The organism is Amycolatopsis sp. N2S4-7 (assembly GCF_058119595.1).
This window is the reverse complement of record NZ_CP172299.1, coordinates 764635-789780: the sequence shown is the minus strand read 5'-3', so window position 1 is coordinate 789780 and position 25146 is coordinate 764635. Positions and strand designations below refer to the sequence as shown.

Annotated in this window: 18 protein-coding genes and 1 pseudogene; 12 read left to right on the top strand and 7 right to left on the bottom strand. The window is 74.2% G+C overall.

The features are described from left to right. Nucleotides 1-58 precede the first annotated feature (58 nt). A complete protein-coding gene (locus tag ACH54P_RS03650) occupies nucleotides 59-3916 on the top strand; it encodes a tetratricopeptide repeat protein (RefSeq protein ID WP_489910893.1) in 3858 nt (1285 codons plus the stop codon). 4 nt (nucleotides 3917-3920) lie between these two features. Here the strand turns inward: ACH54P_RS03650 and ACH54P_RS03645 are convergent, their stop codons facing one another. Continuing rightward, nucleotides 3921-4508, bottom strand: coding sequence for a TetR/AcrR family transcriptional regulator (locus ACH54P_RS03645; protein ID WP_489910892.1), 588 nt, complete (start codon nucleotides 4506-4508; stop codon nucleotides 3921-3923). A 161-nt stretch (nucleotides 4509-4669) separates the two neighbouring features. Here ACH54P_RS03645 and ACH54P_RS03640 point away from each other — a divergent pair, with 161 nt between their 5' ends. From ACH54P_RS03640 to ACH54P_RS03615, 6 genes are all read left to right on the top strand, one after another. Then, nucleotides 4670-5962: a cytochrome P450 gene (locus ACH54P_RS03640; protein ID WP_489910891.1), complete on the top strand. Its 1293-nt coding sequence runs from the start codon at nucleotides 4670-4672 to the stop codon at nucleotides 5960-5962. Continuing rightward, the gene (locus ACH54P_RS03635; protein WP_489910890.1) at nucleotides 5959-6849 is read left to right on the top strand and encodes an alpha/beta fold hydrolase; all 891 of its coding nucleotides are present in this window, start codon (nucleotides 5959-5961) and stop codon (nucleotides 6847-6849) included. The genes ACH54P_RS03640 and ACH54P_RS03635 overlap by 4 nt, the downstream gene beginning before the upstream one ends. 67 nt (nucleotides 6850-6916) lie before the next feature. Next, the gene (locus ACH54P_RS03630) at nucleotides 6917-7783 is read left to right on the top strand and encodes an SDR family NAD(P)-dependent oxidoreductase (RefSeq protein ID WP_489910889.1); all 867 of its coding nucleotides are present in this window, start codon (nucleotides 6917-6919) and stop codon (nucleotides 7781-7783) included. After that, the gene (locus ACH54P_RS03625; RefSeq protein ID WP_489910888.1) at nucleotides 7780-9255 is read left to right on the top strand and encodes a flavin-containing monooxygenase; all 1476 of its coding nucleotides are present in this window, start codon (nucleotides 7780-7782) and stop codon (nucleotides 9253-9255) included. The genes ACH54P_RS03630 and ACH54P_RS03625 overlap by 4 nt, the downstream gene beginning before the upstream one ends. Before the next feature lie 33 nt (nucleotides 9256-9288). Further along, the gene (locus ACH54P_RS03620; RefSeq protein WP_489910887.1) at nucleotides 9289-10155 is read left to right on the top strand and encodes an NAD(+)/NADH kinase; all 867 of its coding nucleotides are present in this window, start codon (nucleotides 9289-9291) and stop codon (nucleotides 10153-10155) included. Nucleotides 10156-10268: 113 nt separating this feature from the next. Then, entirely contained in the window at nucleotides 10269-10949 is a 681-nt protein-coding gene (locus ACH54P_RS03615) for a DUF998 domain-containing protein (protein ID WP_489910886.1), read from the top strand. On the opposite strand, the gene ACH54P_RS03610 is transcribed toward ACH54P_RS03615, so the two are convergent. The 3 genes and pseudogenes from ACH54P_RS03610 to ACH54P_RS03600 form a co-directional block, all read right to left on the bottom strand. Next, nucleotides 10946-11788, bottom strand: a complete 843-nt coding sequence (locus ACH54P_RS03610; protein WP_489910885.1) for a dihydrodipicolinate synthase family protein — start codon at nucleotides 11786-11788, stop codon at nucleotides 10946-10948. The two genes, ACH54P_RS03615 and ACH54P_RS03610, sit on opposite strands and share 4 nt — an antisense overlap. A 364-nt stretch (nucleotides 11789-12152) precedes the next feature. Then, a complete protein-coding gene (locus ACH54P_RS03605; RefSeq protein ID WP_489917145.1) occupies nucleotides 12153-12416 on the bottom strand; it encodes a hypothetical protein in 264 nt (87 codons plus the stop codon). A 14-nt stretch (nucleotides 12417-12430) separates the two neighbouring features. Continuing rightward, nucleotides 12431-12487 (bottom strand): annotated as a pseudogene (locus ACH54P_RS03600) (DNA polymerase ligase N-terminal domain-containing protein); the annotation flags it as partial. Between the two features lie 126 nt (nucleotides 12488-12613). On the opposite strand from ACH54P_RS03600, the gene ACH54P_RS03595 reads away from it, so the two are divergent. Beyond that, on the top strand, nucleotides 12614-13597 hold the full coding sequence (locus tag ACH54P_RS03595; protein ID WP_489910884.1) for a YdcF family protein: 984 nt from the start codon (nucleotides 12614-12616) through the stop codon (nucleotides 13595-13597). On the opposite strand, the gene ACH54P_RS03590 is transcribed toward ACH54P_RS03595, so the two are convergent. Genes ACH54P_RS03590 through ACH54P_RS03580 form a run of 3 tightly spaced genes read right to left on the bottom strand, consistent with a single transcriptional unit; the run spans nucleotide 13594 to nucleotide 16639 of the window. Beyond that, nucleotides 13594-14802 (bottom strand): glycosyltransferase, encoded by a 1209-nt coding sequence (locus ACH54P_RS03590; protein WP_489910883.1) that lies wholly within the window; start codon nucleotides 14800-14802, stop codon nucleotides 13594-13596. The two genes, ACH54P_RS03595 and ACH54P_RS03590, sit on opposite strands and share 4 nt — an antisense overlap. After that, complete coding sequence (locus tag ACH54P_RS03585) at nucleotides 14799-15629, bottom strand: SDR family NAD(P)-dependent oxidoreductase (protein ID WP_489910882.1); 831 nt, start codon at nucleotides 15627-15629, stop codon at nucleotides 14799-14801. Before ACH54P_RS03585 ends, ACH54P_RS03590 begins: the two co-directional genes overlap by 4 nt. Continuing rightward, nucleotides 15626-16639 carry an alpha/beta hydrolase gene (locus tag ACH54P_RS03580; protein ID WP_489910881.1) on the bottom strand — a complete coding sequence of 338 codons (1014 nt, stop codon included), beginning with the start codon at nucleotides 16637-16639 and terminating at the stop codon, nucleotides 15626-15628. The genes ACH54P_RS03585 and ACH54P_RS03580 overlap by 4 nt, the downstream gene beginning before the upstream one ends. A 401-nt stretch (nucleotides 16640-17040) precedes the next feature. Here ACH54P_RS03580 and ACH54P_RS03575 point away from each other — a divergent pair, with 401 nt between their 5' ends. From ACH54P_RS03575 to ACH54P_RS03560, 4 genes are read left to right on the top strand one after another with little or no spacing between them, the layout of a single operon-like run. After that, nucleotides 17041-17715 carry a hypothetical protein gene (locus tag ACH54P_RS03575; protein ID WP_489910880.1) on the top strand — a complete coding sequence of 225 codons (675 nt, stop codon included), beginning with the start codon at nucleotides 17041-17043 and terminating at the stop codon, nucleotides 17713-17715. A gap of 17 nt (nucleotides 17716-17732) precedes the next feature. After that, nucleotides 17733-19442: a fatty acyl-AMP ligase gene (locus ACH54P_RS03570; RefSeq protein WP_489910879.1), complete on the top strand. Its 1710-nt coding sequence runs from the start codon at nucleotides 17733-17735 to the stop codon at nucleotides 19440-19442. Then, a complete protein-coding gene (locus tag ACH54P_RS03565) occupies nucleotides 19439-23638 on the top strand; it encodes a beta-ketoacyl synthase N-terminal-like domain-containing protein (RefSeq protein WP_489910878.1) in 4200 nt (1399 codons plus the stop codon). Before ACH54P_RS03570 ends, ACH54P_RS03565 begins: the two co-directional genes overlap by 4 nt. After that, entirely contained in the window at nucleotides 23635-25122 is a 1488-nt protein-coding gene (locus ACH54P_RS03560) for an MFS transporter (RefSeq protein ID WP_489910877.1), read from the top strand. The genes ACH54P_RS03565 and ACH54P_RS03560 overlap by 4 nt, the downstream gene beginning before the upstream one ends. The last annotated feature ends 24 nt before the right edge of the window (nucleotides 25123-25146 follow it).

Sequence of the window (25146 nt, the reverse complement as noted above, 5' to 3'; positions counted from 1 at the left end):
GGCCGCTTCCCCCGAACGGCGGAAGCGCCCGGCTTGTTCTGTGGTGTCCACTACGCCGGTGAATGCGTCCGATTCCAGGGAAACGATCACCACATTGCGCCGGGCGTGCCGCTACGCCGAGGCGGAAACGGCCATCGAAAAGCTCCTCGACGGGGCCACGGCGCACGTCGAGCTGGGCCGGATCGCCTTTGAACGGGATCGGTGGGAAATCGCGTGGGGCCACTTCCACCGAGCGACGGAACTGGATCCGCTCGACCAAGAGGCCCCTGCGTGGCTGGTCGCGGCGCTCAGCAAACAGCGGCGGTTCACCGAGGCCCGCGTCGCCGCGGACGCCGTCCTCGAAAACAATCCGGAAGCTCACTTGGTCCGGATAGCGCGAGCGCGGGTGACCTCGGACGAGACCGGCGACAAACAGTACCTGCTCGATGAGTGCGAGACGGTTCTCGGCCTCGACTCCGGCCATCTGGAGGCGCTGGAAAGCCGCGTCAGGGCACTCGCCTGGCTGCATCGCCCAGAGGAGGCGATGGCCGCGGCCGAAGCAGCGCTGGAGCACCATCCCGAGGCCGCGGAACTGTACGTGGCGTGGGGATCCAGCCTGGCGAAGTCAGGCCGGTTCACGGCGGCGGTCGAGAAGTACGACCGGGCCGTGGAGATGCAGCCCGGGTACGTCGAGGCGCACAGCCGGAAGATCGACGTCCTGGTCGACGCCTACCGCCTCGACGAGGCACTCGACTGCGCCGAAACAGCGGTGTCGAACCTGCCGGAGGCGAGCAAGCTGTACTTTTCCTGGGGAATCGCCTGTCGACACTGCCAAGATTTCGCCGGGGCTCTGGAGAAGTTCGACCACGCCATCGCCATCGATCAGTACAAAGGGCACTACTACGGGTGGCGGGCGCTCGCACTGATGCAGCTCGGCCGCAGAGCCGACGCACACGCCACCCTCCGAACCGCTCTCGAAACCAGCCCCGACACCGTCGGCCTGCTGATCGAGCAGGCATGGCGCTACTACGACTCCGGCGATGTCGACGCCGCGCTCGCCGTCGCCGGGAAAGCCGCCTCGCTCACCCCGGCGAACCCTTCCGCGCTGCATTGCCACGTCAAGGTCTTGAGGCTCGCCCATCGCTTCTCCGCCGCGGAATCCGCGGCTTCCGCGGCCATCCGCAAGTGTCCGCGTGACGCTGAACTCCCGCGGGAACTGGGCTGGGTGTTCGCGGATCAGGACCGCGACGAGGAGGCCCTCACCTGGTTCCGCCGGGCGGCAGAACTGCACTCCGGCGACGCTTCGTACGTCGTGACCGTCAGCTCGGCCCTCCGCTGGCTCCGTCGCTATGACGAAGCTCTGCAACTGCTGACCGCGGTTTGCACGAAACTTCCCGAAGACCCCGCCCGCGTCGAAGAGCAGGCTCTTGCCAGCGAGGAAGCCGGTGCTGTCGACGAGGCACTGGACCACTACGTACGGATCAATCGCCGCTGGCCGCGGTACGCCGGCGCTTGGGAGCGCCGGATCCGGCTGCTCGCGAAGCGCCGGCGCTACGCGGAAGCCGAGCAGGTCGCGCGGAAGGCGGTGGAGGCGAATCCGTTCACCGCCCAGCTCCGCACCCGCACCGCGTGGCTCCACCAAGAAATGGGTGACGAAGCCGCCGCGGTCGCCTGCCTCCGCGAAGCCTGCTCCGCCCTGCCGAACCGGCAGGATCTCGCACTGAATCTGACGTGGTACCTGCGGCTCGCCCGCGAATACGAAAAGGCCCGCGAAATCCTCTGGAGACTCCCCGACGACCCAGAAGTCCTCAAACGCCGCGTCGGCCTGCTTCGAGACACCCGGGAACACCAGCAGGCGATCGCGATAGCGGTGGACGCCGCGGAGCGCTTCCCGGCGGACATCCAGTTCCGTCGCGCAATCGGAAATATCCGATCCGACCTCGGTGAATACGAGTCCGCGCTGGCCGACTTCGACGCGGTACTGGCTCTGGTCCCGACGGACCGGATCTCCGTGCGGGGGAAGGTGGGCTGCCTGCGGCGGCTACGTCGCTACGACGAAGCCGTGCGAATTCTGCTCGAGGAGATCGAGCGACGTCCGAACTACCTCCAATTCCGGGTCGAACTGGCTTGGACCTACGCCTGGATGGAACGCCGGGACGAGAGCATCACCATCTACGAAGAGGCCATCGGAATCGACCCCCGGGATGCCTGGGTGCAGCTGAACCACGCCAACGCGCTGTGGCGCGCCGGGCGGCACGAGGACGCGGAGGCCGCGCTGTTGGCGGCCTTCCACCTCCTGCCCGACAACCCGGAACTCATGCTGGAAATGGGCAAGCTCCGCGACGTGCAGAATCGGCACGAAGAAGCCCTCACCTGGTTCGACCGCGGTCTGGCCCGGCTCCCGAGGGCCAAGTGGGCCCTGACAGCGAAGTCCGCTGCGCTACGCTCACTGGGCCGGTTCGGGGAGGCTGAGCGGCTGCTCGCCCCACACGTCGACGGTGAGAACGTGCGCGCCGAACCGATGATCGAATGGGGTTGGGTGCTACGCGACCGCGGCGAACTCGCCCGCGCCCGCCAAACCTTCGAGCGAGCGCTCACCCTGGCGGTCGGCAGATGCGGCCGGGCGGATGCCCTGCGTTGCTTGGGCTGGGCCGCCTACAGCTCAGGCGACCTCGAACAGGCGGAAAGCCGGTTCCGGGCCGCGATCGGCGAGGATGCCTCGAACGACGCCAAGATCGGGCTGGCCTGGACGCTGGTCCACAACGGGGAACCGAACGGCGAAGACGAAGCAGAGCAGCTGTGCCTCGACGTACTTGCCGACGCACCGCGCCGCCACCTCGCCCACACCTGCCTCGGTGTCCTCTACGCCAGGCAGGGCAACCTGCCCCAGGCCGAACACCACCTCCGCCGGTCCATCGAAATCGACCCGTACGGCGGCAGCTACGTTGACCTCGGAGCCCTCTTCGCGCAGATGGGCCGCTTCGAGGAGGCCGAAACCCTCCTGCTCAAGGCCCTGGAACGCAACTGGTACGACAGCCAGGCGCACATCGAACTCGGGGCCCTGCACCTCCAGCGCGACCTCGACGGCACCGACGATCCCGCCGAAGCGCGGCGGGCCGCCCGGCACTTCCGGCAGGCTCTGGTCATCGAACCGACTCGCGGTGCCGCCGCCATCGGGCTGTCGCTGGCCCTGATCAAGTCGCCCGGCGACCTGCTGGCCGCGGAGCGCGTTCTTCGGGAAGCTCTGCGCCGCCCGGACTGCGACCAGCCGCGATGGCAGCTCCTCGTCGCTCTCGCGCGGCTGCTCATCGGCCGGGGCGACGAAACCCAGCGTCGTGATCTGCACCTCGAAGCGCTGAGCACCGCCCGGCAGGCGATCGAACTGGCCGCCAACCAGGCGGATCCCCACTACGTGGCCGGGGTGGCGGCCTACAAGGCGGGGGAAAGCGGGCCCCAGGCGCAGGCGCGGCCGTTCTACCGCCGGCGGGCACTCCACCATTTTCGCCGCTGCCTGCACCACGATCCCGAGCACATCGAGGCCCGGCGTGTCATGGCCCTCGCCGAGGAGAGTCTCGCGATCACCAGGAACAGCCTCGCGGGCAGTGCGACGATGATCGCGGTGGCCGGCGGCCTGCTGGTCACGCTGTGGCTGGGGTTCTTCCTCACCGACAAGGTGACGACGGTGGTGATCAGCACCCTGACCCCGATCCTGGTGGGCCTGGTGGCGCTCGGCTTCGTCCTGCCGTTCCTCGTCCGGCTCAAACTGCCCGGCGGGGTCGAAGCCGATCTCTCGGCCAGCTTGAACCAGGTCTCTTCGGGGCCGACGGGCGAGGTCAGCATCGGCCCCGGTCGGCTCGTGGGCAGCAGCTCCGAGGGTTCGGCGACATGGTCCCCGCTCGGCACCGGTCCCCGGGGCGAACTGCCTCGACTGGGGTAGCCGACTAGGCCGGGCCGAGCAGCGCGATCGAGGCTCGCACCGCGACCTCGGTGACGTCGCCGGCCCGGCCGCCGTCCTCCACTGTCGTGGCGATCAGTTCGCGCAGGCCGCCCAGGAGGATGATCGCCGTCTGGCGGGATGGGGGGTTGATTCCCGCCGCGCGCAACGCCGGGGTGTCGGTCAGCCGGTGGGTCATCGCGATGAACCCTTCCATCGCGTCGCGCTGCAGATCGCGCGCCGCGGCGCCGAGCGCCGGGACGTCGCGGATCCAGCTCAGCGTGATCGCCGGTTCCGACTCCGCGCACGCGATCCACGCCTCGATCGCCTGGCGCACCTGAAGGGCCCACGGCGCGGCCGGGTCGACGGCGTCGGAGATCTGCTGGATCATCGCGCGGTTCGCGTCCGCCAGCAGCGCGATCAGGCACTCTTCACGACTCGAGAAGTGCTGGTAGAACGTCCGGCGGGACGTGCGCGCCCGACGGACGATGCCGGCGACCGTCGTGTCGCGGAAGCCGTCCTCGGTGATCGACGCGGCCAGCCCGTCCAGCAGCCGTTGCCGGTGCCGGCGGGTGTCGACGTCCACGGAAGTCACTCTATAACCCTCCCTGAGGCTTGTTCAGCCGTCTGCGCCGGACAGCGGCCGAGGGCGCGGGGCGCGGCGGCCTGGCCAGAATGAGCCTCACTCTTGAAAGGGGATGGTACACCGGCGTACCGTACCGACGGTACGTTCGCGTACCAATCTCGGGAGGGTCGATGACGACCATGACAAGCGCGGTGACGCTGCCGCCGGGGCCCGCCGCGCCCCGCCCCGTCCAGGGCGTCTACGCGCTGACCCAGCCGCTGCGGGGGATGCGCCGGCTCAAAGAGCGCTACGGGGACGCCTTCACGGTGAACGTGCCGATCTTCGGCCACGCCGTCGTGATCAGCGATCCGGCCGAGATCAAGCAGCTGTTCACGTCCGGGCCCGACCTGGTCGACAACCTCGAGGTCAACCTCGGGCGCGTGCTCGGGCCCCGGTCGATGTTCGCCCTCTCCGGCGACGAGCACAAACGGCAGCGCAAGCTCCTGGTTCCGCCCTTCCACGGCCGACGGCTGGCGGCGTACGAAAAGATCGTCGAAGAGGAGACCGTCCGGGAACTCGCGACCTGGCCGGAGGGGAAAGCCTTCGCCACGCTGCCGTCGATGATGCGGATCACCCTCAACGCCATCCTCCGCGCGGTCTTCGGCGCCGAGGGGGCGGAGTTCGACGAGCTGCGGGAGCTGCTCCCGCCGTTCGTCACCCTCGGCTCGCGGCTGGCCGTGCTGCCGATCTCCAAGAAGGGCCGCTTCAACCCCTGGCGCCGCTTCGAGAAGATGCGCCGCGAGTACGACGCCATCGTCGACCGCCTCATCGCCAAGGCCCGTCCGGACGGCGACGACGTCCTCTCGATGATGCTGCAGACCCGTTACGACGACGGGTCCGGGCTGAGCCGCGACGAGATCGCCGACCAGCTCCTCACCCTGCTCACCGCCGGGCACGAGACGACGGCGACCACGCTGGCCTGGGCCGTCGAACGCCTCCGCCGGCACCCGCAGCTGCTGGAAGAGCTGCAAGAAGACGGCAAGCTCCTCGACGCCACCCTCCTCGAGGTCCAGCGCACCCGCCCGGTCATCGACCTCACCGCCCGGCAGGTCAAGCAGGACGGCTTCCGGCTCGGCCGCTGGACGCTGCCGAAGGGGTACGCGGTGCTCGTCAGCATCGCCCTGATCCACGACGACGACGCCGTGTTCCCGCACGCGGCCACCTTCGACCCGCACCGCTTCGCCGGCGCCCGCCCGGACCTCTACCAGTGGATCCCGTTCGGCGGCGGCACCCGGCGCTGCCTCGGCGCCGCCTTCGCGACCATGGAGATGAACGTCGTGCTGCGGACCCTGCTGCGGGACTTCACACTCGTGCCGACGAGCGCGCCCGGCGAACGCTGGCACTCGCGGGGCGTCGCCTACGCCCCCGCCCAGGGCGGCCGCGCGGTCGTGCGCCGCCGAACCACCACCGGAGGTGCTTCTTGACCGAGCAGATCGCCGACGCCGGCCGGGGGATTTCCCTGGCGTACGAACGGATCGGGGACGACGGCGCCGAACCGCTGGTCCTCGTCGCCGGGCTGGGCCAGCAGCTGCACAGCTGGCCGGACGCGTTCTGCGCGAAGCTCGCCGAGCGTGGGTACCAGGTCGTGCGGTTCGACAACCGCGACGCCGGGCGCTCGACGCACCCGCGCTTCCGGCCGTCGAGCCTGCCCGCGATGTTCGCCGGCCGCTTCCCGCCGGAGCAGTACGACCTGAAGGACATGGCCGCCGACACCGTGGGCCTGCTCCACGCGCTCGGCATCGAGACCGCGCACATCGCGGGCGTGTCGATGGGCGGCATGATCTCCCAGACGGTGGCGGCGCTGCACCCGGCGCGCGTCCGGACCCTGACGTCGGTCATGTCGACGACCGGGTCCCGCCTCCTCGGCCGCCCGGCGTTCTCGACGTTGCGGCTGATGGGCGCGAAGCCGCCGAAGTCCCGCGAAGAAGCCGTCGAAAGCGCCGTGAAGATGTTCCGGCACATCGGCTCGCACGGCTTCCCCTTCGACGAGGCCTGGGTGCGCGAAACGGCCGGGACGGGCTGGGACCGCGACCCGACGGCGGGCGGCGTGGGCCGCCAGCTCGGCGCGATCCTCAAGTCCGGCAACCGGACGGCGTGGCTGCGGCGGATCTCCGCGCCCACGCTGGTGATCCACGGCGACCGCGACCGGATGGTCCACCCGACCGGCGGCGCCGCCACCGCCCGCGCGATTCCCGGCGCGCGTCTCGAGACCGTCCGCGGCATGGGGCACGACCTGCCCGAAGGCGCGTGGCCCACGGTCCTCGACCTCATCGACGAGCACGCGAGGAGCAGCGATGTCCCGGCCTCGTAGTGCCGATCCGGTCGAAAGCAGGCGGACACGGTCCGCAGCCGATCCGCGCGAGGCAACGGTTTCCGCCGTGACTGCCGCCGGATCGGCACGTAAACGGCACAGCCTCGCCGGCCGCCCGGTGGTCATCACCGGCGCGGCGTCCGGGATCGGCCGGGCGCTGGCCACCCGGCTGTCCCGGCTCGGCTCGCCGGTCGCCCTCGCCGACGTCGACGAAGACGGCCTGAAAGCCACGGCCGCGGCCCTGCACGGGCGGGTGCTCACCCGCGTGCTCGACGTCCGCGACGCGGCAGACCAGCTGCGCTTCGCCGGCGAAGTGCGCGAGTGGCTCCCGGCGCCGCTCGCCGCGGTGTTCAACAACGCCGGCGTCGCGGTGACCTCGACCGTGCTCGACGCGGTGCCCGAAGACGACGACTGGCTGCACGACATCAACTTCCGCGGGGTGGTGCACGGGACGCGGGCGTTCCTGCCGATCCTCGTCGAGCAGGGCGAAGGCGCGATCGTCAACACCTCCAGCGTGTTCGGCCTGCTCGGGATGCCGTACCAGAGCGCCTACTGCGCGGCGAAGTTCGCCGTCCGCGGCTTCACCGAGTCCCTGCGGCAGGAGCTGCGCGGCACCGCGGTCCGGGCGGTGACCGTGCACCCGGGCGGCATCACCACGAACATCGCGCGCAACGCCCGGGTGCGCCGGGACCCGCAGGGCCTCGGCCGCACCAAGGAGCAGATGGCCGCCCAGTTCGAGGCCATGACGATGACCTCGCCGGACAAGGCGGCGGCGATCATCCACGCCGGCGTCGACCGCGGCAAGGCGCGCATCCTCGTCGGGCCCGACGCCTACCTGTTCGACGCGCTCGCCCGCGTCACCCCCACCCACTACAACGCCGTGCTGACCCGCGTGATGCGGCGCCCGCGGCGGACGGAGGCTCCGCTGCCATGACCGAGCACCTCGACGTGCTGATCGTCGGCGCCGGGTTGTCCGGCGTCGGCGCGGCCCACCACCTCCGCTCCGCCTTCCCGCGCAAGACGTTCACGATCCTCGAAGCCCGCGACGCCATCGGCGGCACGTGGGACCTGTTCCGCTACCCGGGCGTGCGGTCCGACTCGGACATGCAGACCCTCGGCTACCGGTTCCGGCCGTGGACCGACGCGAAGGCCATCGCCGACGGGCCGTCGATCCTCCGGTACGTCCGCGACACCGCGGCCGACGCGGGCATCGACCGGCACATCCGGTTCGGGCACAGGGTGGTCCGGGCCGCGTGGTCCACAGAGGACGCGCGGTGGACGGTCGAGGCGACGCACGACGGGAAACCCGTGCGGCTGACCGCGAAGTTCCTTTACCTGTGCAGCGGCTACTACGACTACGCGTCCGGCCACACCCCCGAGTTCCCGGGGATCGGCAACTTCGGCGGCACGGTCGTGCACCCGCAGCACTGGCCCGAGGACCTCGACTACACCGGCAAGAAGGTCGTCGTCATCGGCAGCGGCGCCACCGCCGTGACGCTGGTCCCGGCGATGACCGACCGGGCCGCCCACGTCACGATGCTGCAGCGCTCCCCCACCTACATCCTCTCGCTGCCTTCGGAGGACGCGCTGGCCAACCGGCTGCGCGGCCTGCTCGGCCCGCGGCTGGCGTACCCGATCGCGCGCTGGAAGAACGTCGCGGTGAGCACGCTGATCTACCAGCTCAGCCGGCGCCGTCCGGGCGTGGTGAAGGCGCTGATCCGCAAGGCGGCGATGAAGCAGCTGCCGGCCGGGTACGCCGTCGACACCCACTTCAAGCCGCGGTACCAGCCGTGGGACCAGCGGCTGTGCCTGGTGCCGGACGGGGACCTGTTCCGCTCGATCCGCCGCGGCGACGCCTCGATCGTCACCGACCGGATCGCCTCCTTCACCGGAAACGGCCTGCGGCTGGAGTCCGGTGAGGAGCTCGAGGCGGACGTCGTGGTCACCGCGACCGGGCTGCGGCTGCTCGCCTTCGGCGGCATCGACCTGTCCGTCGACGGCGACCCGGTGAAGCTGCCGGAAACCATGGCGTACAAGGGCATGATGCTCAGCGGCGTGCCGAACTTCGCCTTCACGATCGGCTACACGAACGCGTCGTGGACGCTCAAGGCCGACCTCGTCGGCGAGTACGTCGTCCGCCTGCTGCGCCACCTCGACCGGCACGGGTACGACCAGTGCGTCCCGGTGAACGACGACCCGGCGGTCACCGAGCGGCCGCTGCTGGACTTCGACGCCGGGTACGTGCGGCGGGCGATCGACGAGTTCCCCAAGGCGGGATCGCGGGCGCCGTGGCAGCTGGGCATGAGCTACGCGCACGACCTCGTCAAGCTGCGGCACGGCCGGATCGACGACGGCGCGCTGCGCTTCTCGCGACGACCGGCGGAAGCGGGCAGACTGGGCGCATGACGATCGACAAGCCCGCCGTCCGGGGCCGCTGACATGCACTCCGCGGGACTGGTGCTGCACCCCCGCCGCGACTCCGCGGCCGCCGTCGAAGCGGTGCTCGGCTGGGCCGGGAACCGGAACATCGAGATCCTCGGCATCGCCGACGAGATCGTCCGGCTGAACTGCGCGGCGATCGGGGTGACGGCCGAGGAGCTCGGCCGCCGCTCGGACCTGGTGGTCAGCCTGGGCGGCGACGGCACGATGCTGCGGGCCATGCGGCTGGCCGACGGCCAGCGCGCGCCGGTGCTCGGGGTGAACCTCGGCAAGCTCGGGTTCCTGGCCGAGGTCGACGTCCCCGACCTGCCCGGTGCGCTCTCGGCCATCGACGACCACCAGTTCACGGTGGAGCCGCGGCTGGCCGTGGACGCGGTGCTGGACGGGCGGCGGATCACCGCGTTCAACGACATCGCGGTGGTGCGCGTGCCCGGCGACGGCAGCGCGGTGGTCGCGGTCCGCGTCGGCGGCCAGCCGTTCGTCAGCTACTCGGCCGACGCGGTGGTCGTGGCGACCCCGACCGGCTCGACCGCGTACAGCTTCTCCGCCGGCGGCCCGATCACGAGCCCCGCGGTGGAGGCGCTGCTGGTGACGCCGGCGGCACCGCACTCGGCCTACAGCCGGGGCGTGGTGCTCTCGGTGCACGACGAGGTGACGCTGGACATCCTGCCGACCAGCGGACGGCTGGCGGTGGAGGTCGACGGCCAGGTCGCGGGGTACGTTTCCCCGGGCGACCGCCTGGACCTGCGCGCCCGCCCGAGCGCGGCGCGGGTGGTCCGGCTCGGGATGACGACGTTCTACCAGCGGGCCCGGCGCAAGCTCCGGCTCACCGACTCGGCCGAGATCCCGCAGGACGGCGACCACTGACGGGCGTGGGCTGCGTCACAGTGCGGGCGTGTCCGCGATGGTCACGGAAAGGTCACGGGTAGCGTCCGCGGCTCCGCCTGAACCAGCCGAGCCGTCCCGGAGTGTTTCACCGCATGCTGTGTCCCGCACCCGTCCACCCGTCACTCCGAGCGCGGCTGCTGGTGCCGGGCGCGCTGGCCGCCTTCGCCGGCGCCGTCGTCCTGCTGGCCGTGCTGCACCTCGACCGGCGGCTCGCGCCGCTCGATCCGGTCAGCACGATGCTCAGCGACTACGCGCTGAGCCCGGGCCGGTGGATGTGGGACGGCGCGCTGATCCTCACCAGCACCGGCTCGGCCCTGCTGCTGGTCGCGCTCTACCGCCGCGGCCTGCTGGCGAACCCGGCGCTGGTGGCGGCGAAGGCGTTGTGGTGCGTGAGCCTGGTGGCGGTCGCGATCTTCGCCAAGGACCCGCAGGGCGGCGCGATCACCGCGACCGGCAAGATCCACCTCTACGCCTCGGCGGTGACGTGCCTGAGCCTGCCGATCGTCGGCTGGGCGCTCGGCAGGCGGCACCGCGACGACCCGCGCTGGCGGCGCTTCGCGGCCTGGTCCCGGCGCCTCGCACTCGCCGCGATCCCGTTCTACCTGCCGTTCATCGTCCCGTTCGCCGTCAACGTCGTGCTCGGCGGCCACCTCCCGACGGTCGCGACCGGCCTGGTGGAGCGCCTGATGATGGTCCTCGAAATCGCGCTGCTGGCCGTGCTCGGGCACTGGGCCCACCGCGCGATGCGCGCCGGCGTCCGGCGCCCGGCCTAGCCGGCCAGGGCCGCGATGCGCTCGACGTCCGGGGCGGGTGCGGGCATGCGGAGCACGCCGGTGCCGATCCCCTGCCGCCGCAGCGCTTCCTTGATCCCCTGCACGGTTCCGCCCAGCGCCGCCGAGACCTCGTCGGCCCGGGCCTGGGCGTCGCGCTCGGCTTGGTCGTCCCCGGCCGCGACGGCCGCGGCCAGGTCCGTGAAGGGTTCCGGGACCGCCGAGGACAAGCCGGACACCACGCCCGCCCCGCCGGCGCGGGCCACCGCCGCGAGGTCCGTGTCGGCCCCCGACCAGAACCGCGCCCCCGGCAGGGCGGCGCGGAAATCGGCGAACCGGCCCGCCGCGGCGCCGGACAGCTTGCCGCCTCGCAGGCCCGTCGCCTCGGCGATCGCCGCGAACTCCTCCGGCGTGAGTGTGACGCCGGTGCGATCCGGGAAGAGGTAGCCGTAGACGTCGGCGTCGCCGGCCGCCTCGGTCACGGCGGCGAAGTGCCGCCGGACCGCTGCGGCGTCGGCGGGCAGGTAGTACGGGGTGACCACGGCCAGGCGCGTCGCCCCCGCCGCGACGGCGTCCGCGGTCACCGCGACGGCTTCGCGCGTGCTCGCGGCGCCCACGTGCACGATGACGCGGGCGGGACCGAACGCCTCCAGCGCGAGTTCGGCGAGCACCCCGCGTTCGGCGCGGTCGAGCGCGGGGAACTCGCCGGTCGTCCCGGCGACGAACACGCCGTCGACGCGGTCGCGCAGCCGGGCCAGCAACGCGGCGTTGGCGGCTTCGTCGAGGCCGCCGTCGTCGCGGAAGAGGGTGGGCGTGGCGGAAATGACCTCGGCACGAGGCATGACGTCTCCCTGGGTCAGGACCGGCCGGACAGGTCGGCGAGCGCGGCGCGCATCCGCTCGCGGGACCCCTCCAGGTGCGTGGACAGCGACGCGGACTTGCGGACCGGGCTGACGATCATCGGCGGCTCCCGGCGGGTTCGGGCACGGACCCAGCCTAGGGGTGCGACGGTTGACCGGAGAAGCTTCATCGCCGCGTTCGGCACGTTCGCCGTGGGGTCCCGCCCGGCCGCTCGGCGGGCTGTTCTTCGGTCGCCGCGGCGACCGGCGCGGCCGCAAGGCGTCTCCACCGTCCTCATCGTCTCGGCGTGGCCGGCGCCGGAGACCTTCCGGCGGGATCTGCACACGACCTCGGCGGCGGAACCCGCTAACCGTCGCCCGGCTGGTCGCGGGTGCGGTGCAGCAGCCAGTCGCGCGCGGTGTGGATCAGCGCGTACCGGACCGCGCCCGCCTGGCCGTGGAGGGTGAACAGGATCCGCTTGGCCGTCCGGTCGTGTTCCTCCCACCAGCCGGTGTCGGCGATCTTCTTGCTCTCGTCCTCGTAGCCGAGGTGGTCCATCGCGTGGTCGGGCACCGCGACCGCGAGCCGGTCGGCGGACGGGGACGGGGGAGGCCGCGGGGCACTGCCCACGAGCGCAGCACGCCGTTCTCCTCCAGGCGGAGGTCGAAGTGGTGCCGCGGGCGCCAGTGCTCGTGCAGCACGAACGCCGGTCGCCGATCGGTCACGGCGTCCACGATGCCAGAAGCCCGGGACCCGGCCGGGTGAAGCGGGGGCCGGCGCCCCGGCTAGGTTGGCCTCCCGGTGGGAAACAGTCAGGGGAGGCCGGAGTGAACCTGGCCGGTGGCGTGCTGCCCGTCGCGGCCGCGGTGGCCCTCGTCGTCTTCGCCGTGCGGCTGGCGCGGGAACCCCGGCGGCTGGGCAACGCCGTCTGGCTCGGCGTCGCACTCCTGCTGACCGCGCTGTGGCTGCTGCGCGAAGCCGTCCACCTGGAGTGGCTGACGCCGGTGCTGCTGGGCCTGTTCGTCGTCGTGGTGGTGCTCGTCGCGCTCGTCCTGCCGGCCGCGCTGCTCGTCAACGGCGTGGGCATGTGGCGGCGGGAAGGGCGCAGCGCCGGGAACCTGCTGTCCCTCGGCCTCGGCGCCGGGCTGATCGTCCTGGAAGCGCTGTTCTTCGCCCCGCTCGGCCGCTGGGGCTCGGCACTGGTCACCGTCGCGGCGGTGCTCGCCTGCTACTTCGGGTTCCTGTTCCTGTCGCTGCTGGTCTACTCCGTGGTGTACAGCCGGATCGGCCGCCGCGGCGGGTTCGACGCGATCATCGTGCTGGGCTGCGGCCTGGCCGGTGACCGGGTGCCGCCGCTGCTCGCCGGGCGGCTCGAGCGCGCCGTCCGGCTCTACACCCGGGAGGCCACGCCCCCGTTGCTGGTGGTCTCCGGCGGGCTGGGTCCGGGCGAGACGGTCACCGAAGCCGAGGCGATGCACGCCTACCTGCGCGAGCGTGGCGTCCCGGCGGACCGGATCCGCCGCGAGGACCGGGCGCGGACGACCGAGGAGAACCTCCGGTTCTCGGCCGCCCTGCTGCCCGGCGACGCCCGGCGGGTGGTCGCGGTGACCAGCAGCTACCACGTGTTCCGGACGGCGGTGGAGTGCCGGCGGCTGAGCCTGCCGTTCGACGCGATCGGCTCGCCGACGGCGCGGTACTTCCTGCCGAGTGCCCTGCTGCGCGAGTTCGCCGCCCTGATCCTGCACTACCGCCGCACGACGATCGCGGCGTGCGTCCTGGTCGTAGCGGTGGTCGTCCTGCTGACGCTCTAGCCGAGGGACCTGAGCACCGCGCACGCCCGCGCCACCCCGTCCTCACGGCGGAGTCTCGCGCCGACGTACTGGGCGCCGCGGCGGAACAGCGGGTTCCCGGTCAGCTCCCGCAGCCGCGCGGTGAGCACGTCGACGTCGAGGTCCTTCAAGGGCACCGGCCGCGGCCCGGCGCTGAGCCGGGACACCCGGTCCCCCCAGTACGGCTGGTCCGAGAACACCGGGCACACCAGCGCCGGGACCCCGGCGCGCAACGCGGCCGCCGTCGTCCCGGCGCCGCCGTGGTGGACCACCGCCGCCGTCCGCGGGAACAGCCGGTCGTGGGGCACGTCGGCTACCGCCAGCAGATCGTCGGCCTCGACGTCGAGGTCGGTGCCGAGCAGGCCCCGCAGCCCGGCGCGGCGCAGCGCCGTGCGGACGACGGCGAACGTCTGCTCCGGCGGCATGCTGCCGAAGCCGACGTGGACCGGGGGCGGTCCCGCCGCGAGGAAGTCGCGCAGCCGCGGGTCCGGGTGCGCGGCACCGGCGTCGAGGAACCAGTACCCGGTGACGTGGACGCGGGCCGGCCAGTCGGGCGGCCGGGGCACCACGGCGTCGGAAAACCCGCACAGCACCGGGGAACGCCGCCGCGGTCCGCGTCTTCCGGCGGCGGGCAGCCCGAGTGCCGAGACGCGCCAGCGGTCGACCTCGGGCCGCAGGAGCTGCCAGGTCAGCGCGTCGACCGCGCCGAAACTCAGCTGACGGCCCCACGGGCCCAGCCGGCCCGCCCACGGCAGCAGCGGGTGCGGGAACGCCCGCGTCGGCACGCCGGGCTGGTAGTGCAGCTCGACGTCCGGGACGCCGAGGTGGGCGCCCAGGTGCGTGCCGAGGAACCCCAGGGACGGCGCGAGCACGAGGTCCGCACCCGCCGTGCCGGTCTCGACGTCGGCCAGGAGACGGTCCAGCACCGGCCGCAGGGCACCCCGGAGGCCGCGCAGGAACGTCACGCCGGACGTCCACTCGCGGCCCCCCGCCGAGCCGAGGACCTCGCCCGGGTCGGCCGAGAGCGGCGCGAACTCCAGCCCGTGCCCGGTCACCAGCGCCCGGAACCGCTCGGCCGCGAGCACGCGGACCCGGTCGCCGTCCGCGAGGAGGCCGCGGCCGAGGGCCACGCACGGCTGGACGTCACCCCGCGAGCCCGGCGCGACGAGCACCACCAGCCGGCTCACCGCTTCGCCGCCGTCAGCCGGTACCGCAGCCGGAACGGCAGGTTCGCCAGGACCGCGGCCAGCCGCGCGTCCGTGCCGACCAGGTACCGCGGCGCGGGACGGCGCGCCGTGAGCGCGCGGACCACGACCTGGGCGGCGCGCCGCGGCGGCACCCCGGTCCGCGCGGAGCGGGCGGCGTCGCGCTCGGCCGCGGCCAGCTGCGCCCCGTACCGCTCGAGCCCCGCCGCGGGCAGGGCGGCGCGGACCTCCTCGGCGGCCGCGCGCGCCCGGGGCCAGATCGCCGTGGCGACCGCGCCCGGCTCGACCAGCACGACGTCGATGCCCTCGGGCGCGAGCTCGGCGCGCAGGCTGTCGGTCAGGCCGACCAGCGCGAACTTCGACGTGTGGTACGGCCCGACCATCGGCCCGGCGATCCGGCCGCCGATCGAGCCGACGGTCACCACCCGCGCGGTTTCGGCGACGCGCAGGGCGGGCAGCATCGCCCGGGTGACGGCGAGCTGCCCGGTGACGTTCACGTCGAGCTGCTCGCGGAAGGCGTCGAGGGGCACGTATTCGAGCGGGCCGGGGCGGGCGAGCCCGGCGTTGTTGACCAGGCCCCGCACCGGCCCGGCGGCCGCGACCCGCGCCCCGCACGCCTCGATCGACTCCGTGTCCCGCAGATCCATCCGCAGCACGGTGACCGCGTCGCCGTAAGCCCGTTCGAGCTCCTTCTCGTCCCCGTCGGTGCGCACGCTCGCCCAGACGTGCGCACCGCGCCGGACCAGCTCCGCCACGCAGGCGCGGCCGATCCCGCTCGACGCGCCGGTGACGACGTAGGACGGCCTCACGACGCGGCCGCCCCGAGCACCTGGAGCATCCGGGGCCACGTCTTGTGCAGCTGCTCCTGCCAGTACGCCCACTGGTGGGTGCCCGGCCCGTAGAGGTCCACGGTGGCCGGGACGCCGAGGGCGCGCAGCCGCCCGGCCAGCGCGCTCGTCTGGCCGCCGCAGAGGAATTCGAGCAGCATCGCGCCGGGCAGGACGTCGATCGGGAGCTTGGCGTCGAGCGGCCCCGGCAGGCCGTTGCCCGCCGAGAGGTACAGCTCGGTGCCGCGCAGGCGGGCGGCGTTCACCACCGGGTCGTGCGCCTCCCAGCGCGCGGCTTCGCGCCGCCGATCGCCCCACAGCGCCTCGGGATCGAGGCGGGCGGAGCCGACGATGGCGTCGGTCAGCAGTTCACCGCTGGGCCCGGCCGGGTTGACGTTCCCGCTGTAGGAGGCGGCGTAGCGGAAGACACCGGGCCGGCGGGCGGCGAGCTCGATCGCGCCGTACCCGCCGAGGGACAGCCCGGCGGCCGCGCGCCGCCCGCCGCCGCGGTAGCCCCGGTCGATCAGCTGCGGCAGCTCGACGGCGGTGAAGGTCTCCCACTGGTTCAGCGCGATGTCCTTGCCGTAGTTCCACCAGTCGCTGAAGAAGCCCGCCGGGCCGGAGCCGGGCATGACGACGAGGACGCCGGCGTCGTCGGCGAGCCGCCGGACGTCGGTGTTGGCGCTCCAGCCGCGGTAGTCCTGCAGCCGGGTCTCCCCGGCCAGCAGGTAGACCGCCGGCCACGTCCGGTCCGGCGCGGCGGCCCAGCCGCGCGGCACGATCAGCCGGACCATCGCGTAGGCCCCGACGCCGGTCGAGCGCACGGTCAGGTCGAGGACCCGGGCGTCACCGTCCACAGTGGTCTGAGCGACGACGTGCGACCCGTCGTCGGCGCGGGCGTCCGGCACGCCGGCGGCGGCGAGGCCGGGTACGCCGGGCAGCGCGCACGCCACGGCGGCCAGCACGGCGAGCCCCATCGGAAACAGGCGCATGCGCATTCCTTTCAAGCCGAACCGGAAAAGGATTTCGGATGTGCGCCAAGCTAGAGGAACACCGGCACGGCCCGCAATTGTCTCGTCCGCCACACAACGGGACAATGTGAATACCAAGCAAACAAACTCCCCCGCGCGGGTGAGCCGTCGACCACCCTCGGTGACCAAAGTCGGACGGCCGTGCCACACATCCGCAGGTGACCCGTCAGTGATAGGCGATTCTGCAGCTCACACCGTGTACACGGCGGACGTTTACGGGATCTTGAGAGGGTTCCGGTAACCGATTTCTTCCCCTAGCCTCCTCCGTGTCGCCGGGTTCGGCCGCTCCCCGGCGCGGCCCCCGGCCCGAGTCCCAGCGCCGGGGCCGCTCACTCCCGAGAATGCTCCCGGAAGGGTTTTCCATGCCTGCCCGAATTCGTTTTCCCCCGGTTCGCCTCGCCGCCATCGTCGTCGTCGCGGCCGCGGTGACCACCATTTCCGGGTCCGGCGGACCGGCCGGAGGGACGCCCGTCCCCCCGCCGCCCGCCATGCCCCCGGACGTGCTGCTCCCCGCCGGCGCCGTCCCCGCGCCGCCGGCCACGCGCGACGTCTTCGACGTCGCCACCGACGTGTCCACTTCGGACCGGCGGGACGACGGGTCCGGGTGCGCCGACGTCGTCCACGGCCGGCTGCTCGGACCGGAACCCGTGACGGGACAGGGCTTCCAGACCGCCGTGCCCGGCGGGCAGCTGTCCGAGCTCGTCGCGCGCACCCCGCGCCCGCCCGGCCTCGCCGCCTGGGCCGCCGCGGCCCGCCGCTGCGCCCGCGTCACCGTCGACGACCAGGACCTCCCCACGGTGTCCACCCTGACCTTCGGGACCGCGCCCGCCGTTCCCGGCGCGGAAACCCTGTCCTACCGGCAACTCCTGACCGTGCCCGGGCAACCGTCCGGGCTGCCGGGGCTGCGCCTGCGCACCGTCGCCATCGCCGCCGACGGCGTGCTGGTCGTGCTCCGCGACGCGGGAACGACCGATCTCGACCTCGACACCCTGGCCGTCGCCGCGTGGCAGCACGCGGACGCGCGGCTGGGCCGCTGAACCCCAAGGAGAAGACCATGTCCCAGGAGCACCCCGGCGGCGCGACCCTGACCGCCCGCCTGCGCCACTGGGCGGCGGCGAAGCCCGACGAGCCGGCCCTGACCTTCGCCGACTTCGGCACGGACCGCGACGGACGGCGGCGCACCCTCACCTGGCGGCAGCTGGCCGAGCGCGTCGACGCCGCCGCGGGCGCGCTCGGCGTGCGCCCCGGCGACCGGGTCGCCGTGCTCTGCCCGCAGGGCACGGACTACGTCGTCGGCTTCCTCGCCGCGATCGCCGCGGGCGCGATCGCGGTACCGCTGTTCGACCCGGGGCTGCCGGGCCACGCGGGACGGCTGACCGCGGTGCTCGCCGACTGCGCCCCCACCGCCGTCGTCACCACCTCGCCCGTCCGGGCCGCGGTCGAGGAGTTCCTCGGCGGCGCCGTCCCGGTCGTCGCGGTGGACCTCCCGGGTCCGGTGCGGTCGTGGCCCGCCCCCGCGGCGAGCCCGGACGACGTCGCCTACCTGCAGTACACGTCGGGGTCGACCCGCAGCCCGGCCGGGGTGGTGCTGACCCACGCGAACGTGCTCGCCAACGTCGGCCAGGCCGTGCGCGGCCTCGGGATCGACCCGGAAGCCGCGACCATGGTCTCGTGGCTGCCGTTGTTCCACGACATGGGACTGGTCCTCGGCCTCGTCACGCCGCTGGCGCTGGGGCTGCGGTCCGTGCTGATGGACCCCCTCGCCTTCGTCGAACGGCCCGTCCGCTGGCTGGAACTGCTCGGGGACCACGCCGCTGCCTGGAGCGCCGCGCCGAACTTCGCCTTCCACTACTGCGCGAGCCGGGTGCGCGAGCCCGACCGCGCTCGGCTGCGGCTCGGCCGCGTCGCCGGGATCGTCAACGGCGCCGAACCGATCAACCCGGACGTCCTCGACCGCTTCCACGCCGCGTTCGCCGGCGCCGGCTACCGGCCGGAGATGACGCGGCCCGCCTACGGCCTGGCCGAGGCGACCGTCTTCGTCACCACCGGCCCCGCCGCCGCGCCGCGCGTCACGACGTTCGACCGCGACGCCCTCGGCGCGGGCACCGGCCGACCCGCCGCGGACGGCGTCCGGCTGGTCGCCTGCGGGGTGCCCGCCGGTCAGTCCGTCGCCCTGGTCGACCCGGAAACGGCCGTCGCGCTCCCCGACGGCGAAGTCGGCGAAATCTGGGTGCACGGACCGAACGTCGGCGAAGGGTATTGGCAGAAACCCCTGGAGAGCACCGAAACCTTCGGCGCCCGGCTGGCCGGCGGCCATGACGGCCTGCCGGAAGGACCGTGGCTGCGCACCGGCGACCTCGGCGTCCGGCACGGCGGCGAGCTCCACATCGCCGGCCGGATCAAGGACCTGATCATCGTCGACGGCCGCAACCACTACCCCCAGGACGTCGAAGCGACCGCCGCCGCGGCCGATCCCGCGATCCGTCCCGGCAGCGTCGCCGCCTTCGCGGTCGAGGGCGCCGAGACCGAATCGGTTGTCGTGGTCGCCGAGCACCGGACCTGCGACGACCTCACCGGGCAGGCGGGACGCGACTTGGCCACGACGATCCGGCGCCTGGTCTCCGACGCGCACGGGCTGGCCCTGCGCGACGTCCTGCTCGTCCCCGCCGGCCGGGTGCCGCGCACCTCCAGCGGCAAGATCGCGCGCGGCGCCTGCCGCGACCGCTACCTCGCCGGCGACTACCGGAAGGCACTGGCGCGATGAGAAACCCGACGCCCGGCACCCTGCGCCGCTGGCTCCTCGACACCGTCGCCGAGCACACCGGCGTCGCCGCCGAACCCGACCGCCCGCTCGCCGACTACGGCCTGTCCTCCCGCCAGGCCGTCGGCATCGCCGCGGACCTCGAAGACCTCCTCGGCACCCGGCTGCCCTCGACGCTGCTGTGGGAAAGCCCCACCATCGACCACCTCGTCCGCGGCCTCACCGGCGGCGACGAGCCCGGACCCGGCGCCGCGCCGGGCACCGACCGCCGCCGGACCGACCCGGTCGCCGTCGTCGGCCTCGGCTGCCGCTTCCCCGGCGCGGACGGGCTCGACGAGTTCTGGGACCTGCTGCGGACCGGGCGGGACGCCGTCCGGACCGCACCGCCCGGCCGCTGGAGCGCCGACGCCGCGCCCGTCGCCGGCGGCTTCCTCGACGACGTCGCCGGGTTCGACGCCGAGCACTTCGGCATCACGCCGCGCGAAGCGGCGACGATGGACCCCCAGCAGCGCATGCTCCTGGAGGTGAGCTGGGCGGCGCTCGAACACGCCGGCATCGCCCCGGCGTCGCTGCGCGGCAGCCGCACCGGCGTGTTCACCGGGATCGCCACGCACGACTACGGCCACCTCACCATGGCCGGCGGCGAGCCGGACCTGTGGACGGCCACCGGTGCGGCGGGCAGCATCGCGGCCAACCGGCTGTCCTACGTCTACGACCTGCGCGGGCCGAGCCTGGCGGTGGACACCGCCTGCTCGTCGTCGCTGGTCGCGGTGCACCACGCGGTGCGCGCGCTGCGCGACGGCGACGCCGACCTGGCCCTCGCCGCCGGGGTGAACCTCATGCTGCTGCCCGCGCCGACCGCCGCGTTCGCCGCCGCCGGGCTGCTCGCCCTCGACGGGCGCTGCAAGACCTTCTCGGCCGGCGCCGACGGCATCGCCCGCGCCGAGGGCTGCGGGGTTGTCGTGCTCAAGCGGCTGGCCGACGCCGAGGTCGACGGCGACCGCGTGCTCGCCGTGATCCGGTCCTCGGCCGTCAACTCCGACGGCCGGTCGAACGGCATGGCCGCCCCCAACCCCGTCGCGCAGCAGGCGATGCTGCGCGACGCCTACCGCGCCGCCGGGCTCGCTCCGTCCACTGTGGACTACGTCGAGGCGCACGGCACCGGCACGCTGCTCGGCGACCCGATCGAGGCCCGCTCGCTGGGCGCCGTCCTGGGCGCGGGCCGCGACCCCGGCGCGCCGCTGCTGATCGGCTCGGTGAAGACGAACATCGCGCACGCGGAGGCCGCCGCCGGAATCGCCGGGTTGATCAAGGTCGTGCTCGCCATGACCCACCGCGAACTGCCGCCGCAGCTGCACTTCACCTCGCCGAACCCGCACATCCCGTTCGACGAGCTGCGGCTGCGGGTGGTCACCGCGCCGACGCCGTGGCCGCGGCACGCCGGGCGCGCCACCGCCGGGGTGTCCGCCTTCGGCTTCGGCGGGACCAACGCGCACGTCGTCCTCGAAGAGGCCGCGTGCCCCGGCCCGGCGCCGGACCGCACCGGCGTCCGGATCGGGCTGCTGTCGGCCCGCACCCGCGACCGGCTCGCCGAGCGGGCCACGCAGCTGGCGGCGTGGCTGGACTCCCCCGCCGGACGGCGGAGTTCCCTCGCCGACGTCACGCACACGCTGTTCCGGCGCGACAACGGCGCCGCGCACCGGGCCGCCCTCGTCGCCGCGGACCGCACCGAACTGGCCGCCCTGCTGCGTGCCGTCGGCGACGGCGCCGATCCCCTGCCCGCGGGCGCGGTGACCGGCACGGCGAGCGCCGGCGAAGGCCCGGTGTTCGTGTTCTCCGGGCACGGCTCCCAGTGGCCCGGGATGGGCCGCGGCCTCCTGGCCGCCGAACCGGCGTTCGCCGACCGGGTCGACAAGCTCGGCGACCCGTTCGCCGAGCGCACCGGGCGATCGCTGCGCGCGCTGCTCACGACCGGTGGCCGCTGGTCACTGGCCGAGACGCAGCTGGCGATCTTCGGGACGCAGGTCGCGCTGGCCGCCCGGTGGGAGGCCCTCGGCGTCCGGCCCGCGGCCGTGCTCGGGCATTCGCTCGGCTCGGCGGCCGCCGCCGTGGTGAGCGGGGTGCTGAGCGACGACGAGGCCGTCCACCTCGTGGCCACCCGCGCCCGGCTGCTCGGCACGATCGAGGCGGGCGGCGCGATGGCGGCGGTCGAGCTGGCCCCGGACGAGCTCGCCGCGTACCCGGGCGTCGAGCTCGCCGTCGAGTCCGCGCCGGGGCAGGTGACCGTGGCCGGGGACGGCCCGGTGCTCGACCGGCTCGTCGCGGAGCTGACGGCCGCCGGCCGGACGGCGCGGCGGCTGCCGGTCGGCGTCGCCGGCCACTCGGCCCGGGTCGAGCCCGTCCTCGGTCCGCTGCGGGCGGCCTTGGCGGAGCTGGGCGGGCGGCGGCCGCTGGTGCCGTGGTACGACACGGTGCTGACCGACCCGCGCGAGCTGCCGGACTTCGACGCCGGGTACTGGGCCGCGCACCTGCGCCGCCCGGTGCGGTTCCGCGACGCCGTGGCCGCGGCCGCCGCGGACGGGCACCGGGTGTTCGCCGAAGTGTCGCCGCACCCGATCCTGCGGGGCTCGGTGGCCCGGACGCTCGAAGCCGGCGGGATCACCGGCGCCGTCGTCACCGGCACCCTGCGCCGCGGCCAGGACGAGGTCCGGGCCTTCGGGGCGGCCGCGGGCGCGCTCTACTGCGCGGGCACCCGGATCACCCTCGCCGGCCCGGGCGACGGCGCGCGGCTCGCCGACGTCCCGCCGATGCCATGGCGCCACGAGCGGCACTGGTACACCGCGGACCCGGCCACGCCGGAACCCGCCGCCCGGCCCGAGCCGGCGCCGTCGCCGGTCCCCGCGGCCGGGGGCGACCGGCTCACCGGGATCGTCGCCGCGATCATGGGCCTGGCCCCGGACCGCCTCGACGCCGACGTCCCGCTCGTCGAACTCGGCCTGGACTCGCTGATGGCGAACCGGATCCGCGAAGCCGCCCGGCGGGAACTGGGCATCGAGCCCGACGCGGCCGCGGTGCTGCGCGGCGCGACCCTCGCCGACCTCAACCGCGACCTCGCGCCCCGCGAGGACGAACCACCGCGGCCGGCCCGCGGGCGGGCCTGGGACGCGGCCGACCGCCTGGTGCTGCGGCTGTGGCGGGAACACACCGGCGCCGACGCGGGGGGCACGCACGTCTCGCTGACCGGCACCGCCCGGCCGGAGCGGCTGGCCCGGCTGCTCGCCGACGGGCTCACCGCGGAGCTCGACACCCCGGTCGACCCGGCCGAACTCCTGCGCCACGACTCCCTCGCGGCCATCGCCGACGTCGCACGCGCCGTCCTCGACACCCGCGATGCCCAGGGCCCGGTGCACCTGCTCAAGCCGGGCGACGCCGGGACCGCGCCCCTGCTGCTGTTCCACCCCGGCGGCAGCACGTGCACCGTCTACCGGCCCCTGCTGGACCGGCTGCCCGCCGGAGTGCCCTGCGTCGGCTTCGAACGCGTGCCCGGCACGAGCATCGAAGACCGCGTCGAACGGCTGCTGCCGCTGGTGCGGGCGCGGCAGCCGCACGGGCCCTACCGGCTGGCCGGCTGGTCGTTCGGCGGCGCGCTGGCCTACGGCGTCGCCACCCGGCTCGCGGACGAGGGCGAACGGGCCGACCTCGTGGCGCTCATCGACACCATGCTGCCGCTGCCGGAACCGGACCTCGACGCGCGCGCGTCATCCGCCCGCCGGTTCCTGCGGTTCACCGGCTACGTCGAGGGCACGTACGGCCGGGCGGTCCGGCTCGGCCACGACGAACTCGCGGCGCTGCCCGAAGAAGAGCAGATCGAGCTCACCATGCGCCGGGTCGCCGAGGCCGGCTTGCTCGGCCCCGGCGTGCTCCGGCACCAGCGGCAGTCCTTTTTGGACACCCTCGCGGCGGAACGCGGGACGCCGCGGCCCTACGACGGCCGCGTCGTGCTGTACCGGGCGACCGAGCCGTACGCCGCCGGGCTGGCGATGGAACCGCGGTACTCCCGCACCGACCGCGCGGCGGGGTGGGCGGACCTCTGCCCGCGGCTGGAGGTCGTGCCGGTCGCCGCGCACCACCTCTCGGTGGTCGACCCGCCGCACGTCGACGTCGTCGCGCGGCACCTGGCGGCCCTGCTGTGGCCGTGACGCGGGCGGTACCGGCGGTCCGGACGTGGCCGCTGCTGGCCGTGCTGGGCGCCGGGCTGTTCCTCGTCGCGGTGGACGCGACCGTGCTGCACGTCGCGCTGCCCGACGTCGTCCGGCAGCTGCGCCCGGGCGCCGCCGCCCAGGTGTGGATCGTGGCGGTCTACCCGCTCACCGCGGCGCCGCTGCTGCTGCCGTTCGGCACGCTCGGCGACCGCTTCGGCCGGCGGCGGGTGCTCGTGACGGGGTACGCGGTGTTCGGGCTGGCCTCCCTCGGCTGCGCGTTCGCCCCCGGCGTCCCGGCGCTGCTCGCGGCGCGGGCGGTGCTCGGCTGCGGCGGCGCGATGATCATGCCGGTGACGATGTCGCTGCTGCGGGAGGTGTTCCCGCAGCAGCGGCGGCGGCGGACGGCGATCGCGGTGTGCGGCGGCATCGCCGGCACCGGCTCGGTGTTCGGGCCGGTGCTCGGCGGGGTGCTCGTCGAGGCGGGGGGCTGGCGGGCGACGTTCCTGGTCAACCCACCGGTGATCCTGGCCGCGGTGATCGCGGCGCTGCGGTGGCTGCCGCGGACCGCGCCCGGGCGGGGCCGGTGGGACGCGCCGAGCGCGGGGCTCGCGGCCGGCGGGGTGCTCGGGATCGCGTTCGCCGTCGGGCCGTCGGGGGGCGGCTTCGCGGCGGCGGCCACCGGGTGCGTCCTCCTCGGCCTGTTCGTCCGCCGCCAGCGCCGGGCGGCGGCGCCGCTGCTGGACCTGACCCTGTTCCGGCGCCCGGGCGTGCCGGACGCGGCCGGCGGCGTGCTGCTGGTGATGAGCACGCTGGTCGGGTTCGGGCTGCTGCTGGCCCAGTACCTCCAGCTGGTGCTGGGACTCTCCCCCACGGCCGCGGCGGCGCGGCTGCTGCTGGTGCTCGGGGCGTCGGCGGCCGGCAGCGTCGTGGCACCGGCCCTGCTGGGGCGGTGGGGCAACGCCCGGGTCCGCACGGCGGGGTTCGCCCTGGCGGCGGTGGCCTTGGCGGTCCCGGCGGCGGGCGGGCTGACGTCGTGGTGGCTGGGCGGCGCGCTGGTGGGGTCCGGCTTCGGCATGGCGCTCGCGCTGACGTCGAGCACCGACACGCTGCTGTCGGCCGCCCCGGCCGACCGGGCGGGCGGCGCGGCCGCGGTCGAGAAGACCGGCTACGAGCTGGGAGCGGGCCTGGGCACGACGCTGTTCGGCTCCCTGGCGGCCGCGGTGTACGCGGCGCACCTCGTCGTGCCGCCCGGGGTGCCCGAAGCCGCCGCCCGGCTGGCTTCCGCCGGACCGGCGCAGGCGGAAGCGGCGTCGCACGGCCTCGCGGTGGCCGACGAACTCCTGGCGGCGGCCCGGGCGGCGTGCACCGCCGGGGTGCGGGTGTCCGCGGGAGTCGCTTGTGGACTGTTCCTCGTCGCGGCTTCGGCGTCCGTGCTCGGCCGGTGGGCGCGTTCGCGGAGCGTCGAACGACCGGACGTATAGGTCGTTATACGCGAGGGGGGCGCG

Excerpts from the sequence above, each read along its gene's own strand:
- ACH54P_RS03580 (WP_489910881.1), bottom strand. The coding sequence starts at position 16,639 with ATGCGCCTGTTTCCGATGGGGCTCGCCGTGCTGGCCGCCGTGGCGTGC.
- ACH54P_RS03610 (WP_489910885.1), bottom strand. The coding sequence starts at position 11,788 with ATGCCTCGTGCCGAGGTCATTTCCGCCACGCCCACCCTCTTCCGCGAC.
- ACH54P_RS03575 (WP_489910880.1), top strand. The coding sequence starts at position 17,041 with ATGCCTGCCCGAATTCGTTTTCCCCCGGTTCGCCTCGCCGCCATCGTC.
- ACH54P_RS03625 (WP_489910888.1), top strand. The coding sequence starts at position 7,780 with ATGACCGAGCACCTCGACGTGCTGATCGTCGGCGCCGGGTTGTCCGGC.
- ACH54P_RS03615 (WP_489910886.1), top strand. The coding sequence starts at position 10,269 with ATGCTGTGTCCCGCACCCGTCCACCCGTCACTCCGAGCGCGGCTGCTG.
- ACH54P_RS03640 (WP_489910891.1), top strand. The coding sequence starts at position 4,670 with ATGACGACCATGACAAGCGCGGTGACGCTGCCGCCGGGGCCCGCCGCG.
- ACH54P_RS03565 (WP_489910878.1), top strand. The coding sequence starts at position 19,439 with ATGAGAAACCCGACGCCCGGCACCCTGCGCCGCTGGCTCCTCGACACC.
- ACH54P_RS03620 (WP_489910887.1), top strand. The coding sequence starts at position 9,289 with ATGCACTCCGCGGGACTGGTGCTGCACCCCCGCCGCGACTCCGCGGCC.
- ACH54P_RS03570 (WP_489910879.1), top strand. The coding sequence starts at position 17,733 with ATGTCCCAGGAGCACCCCGGCGGCGCGACCCTGACCGCCCGCCTGCGC.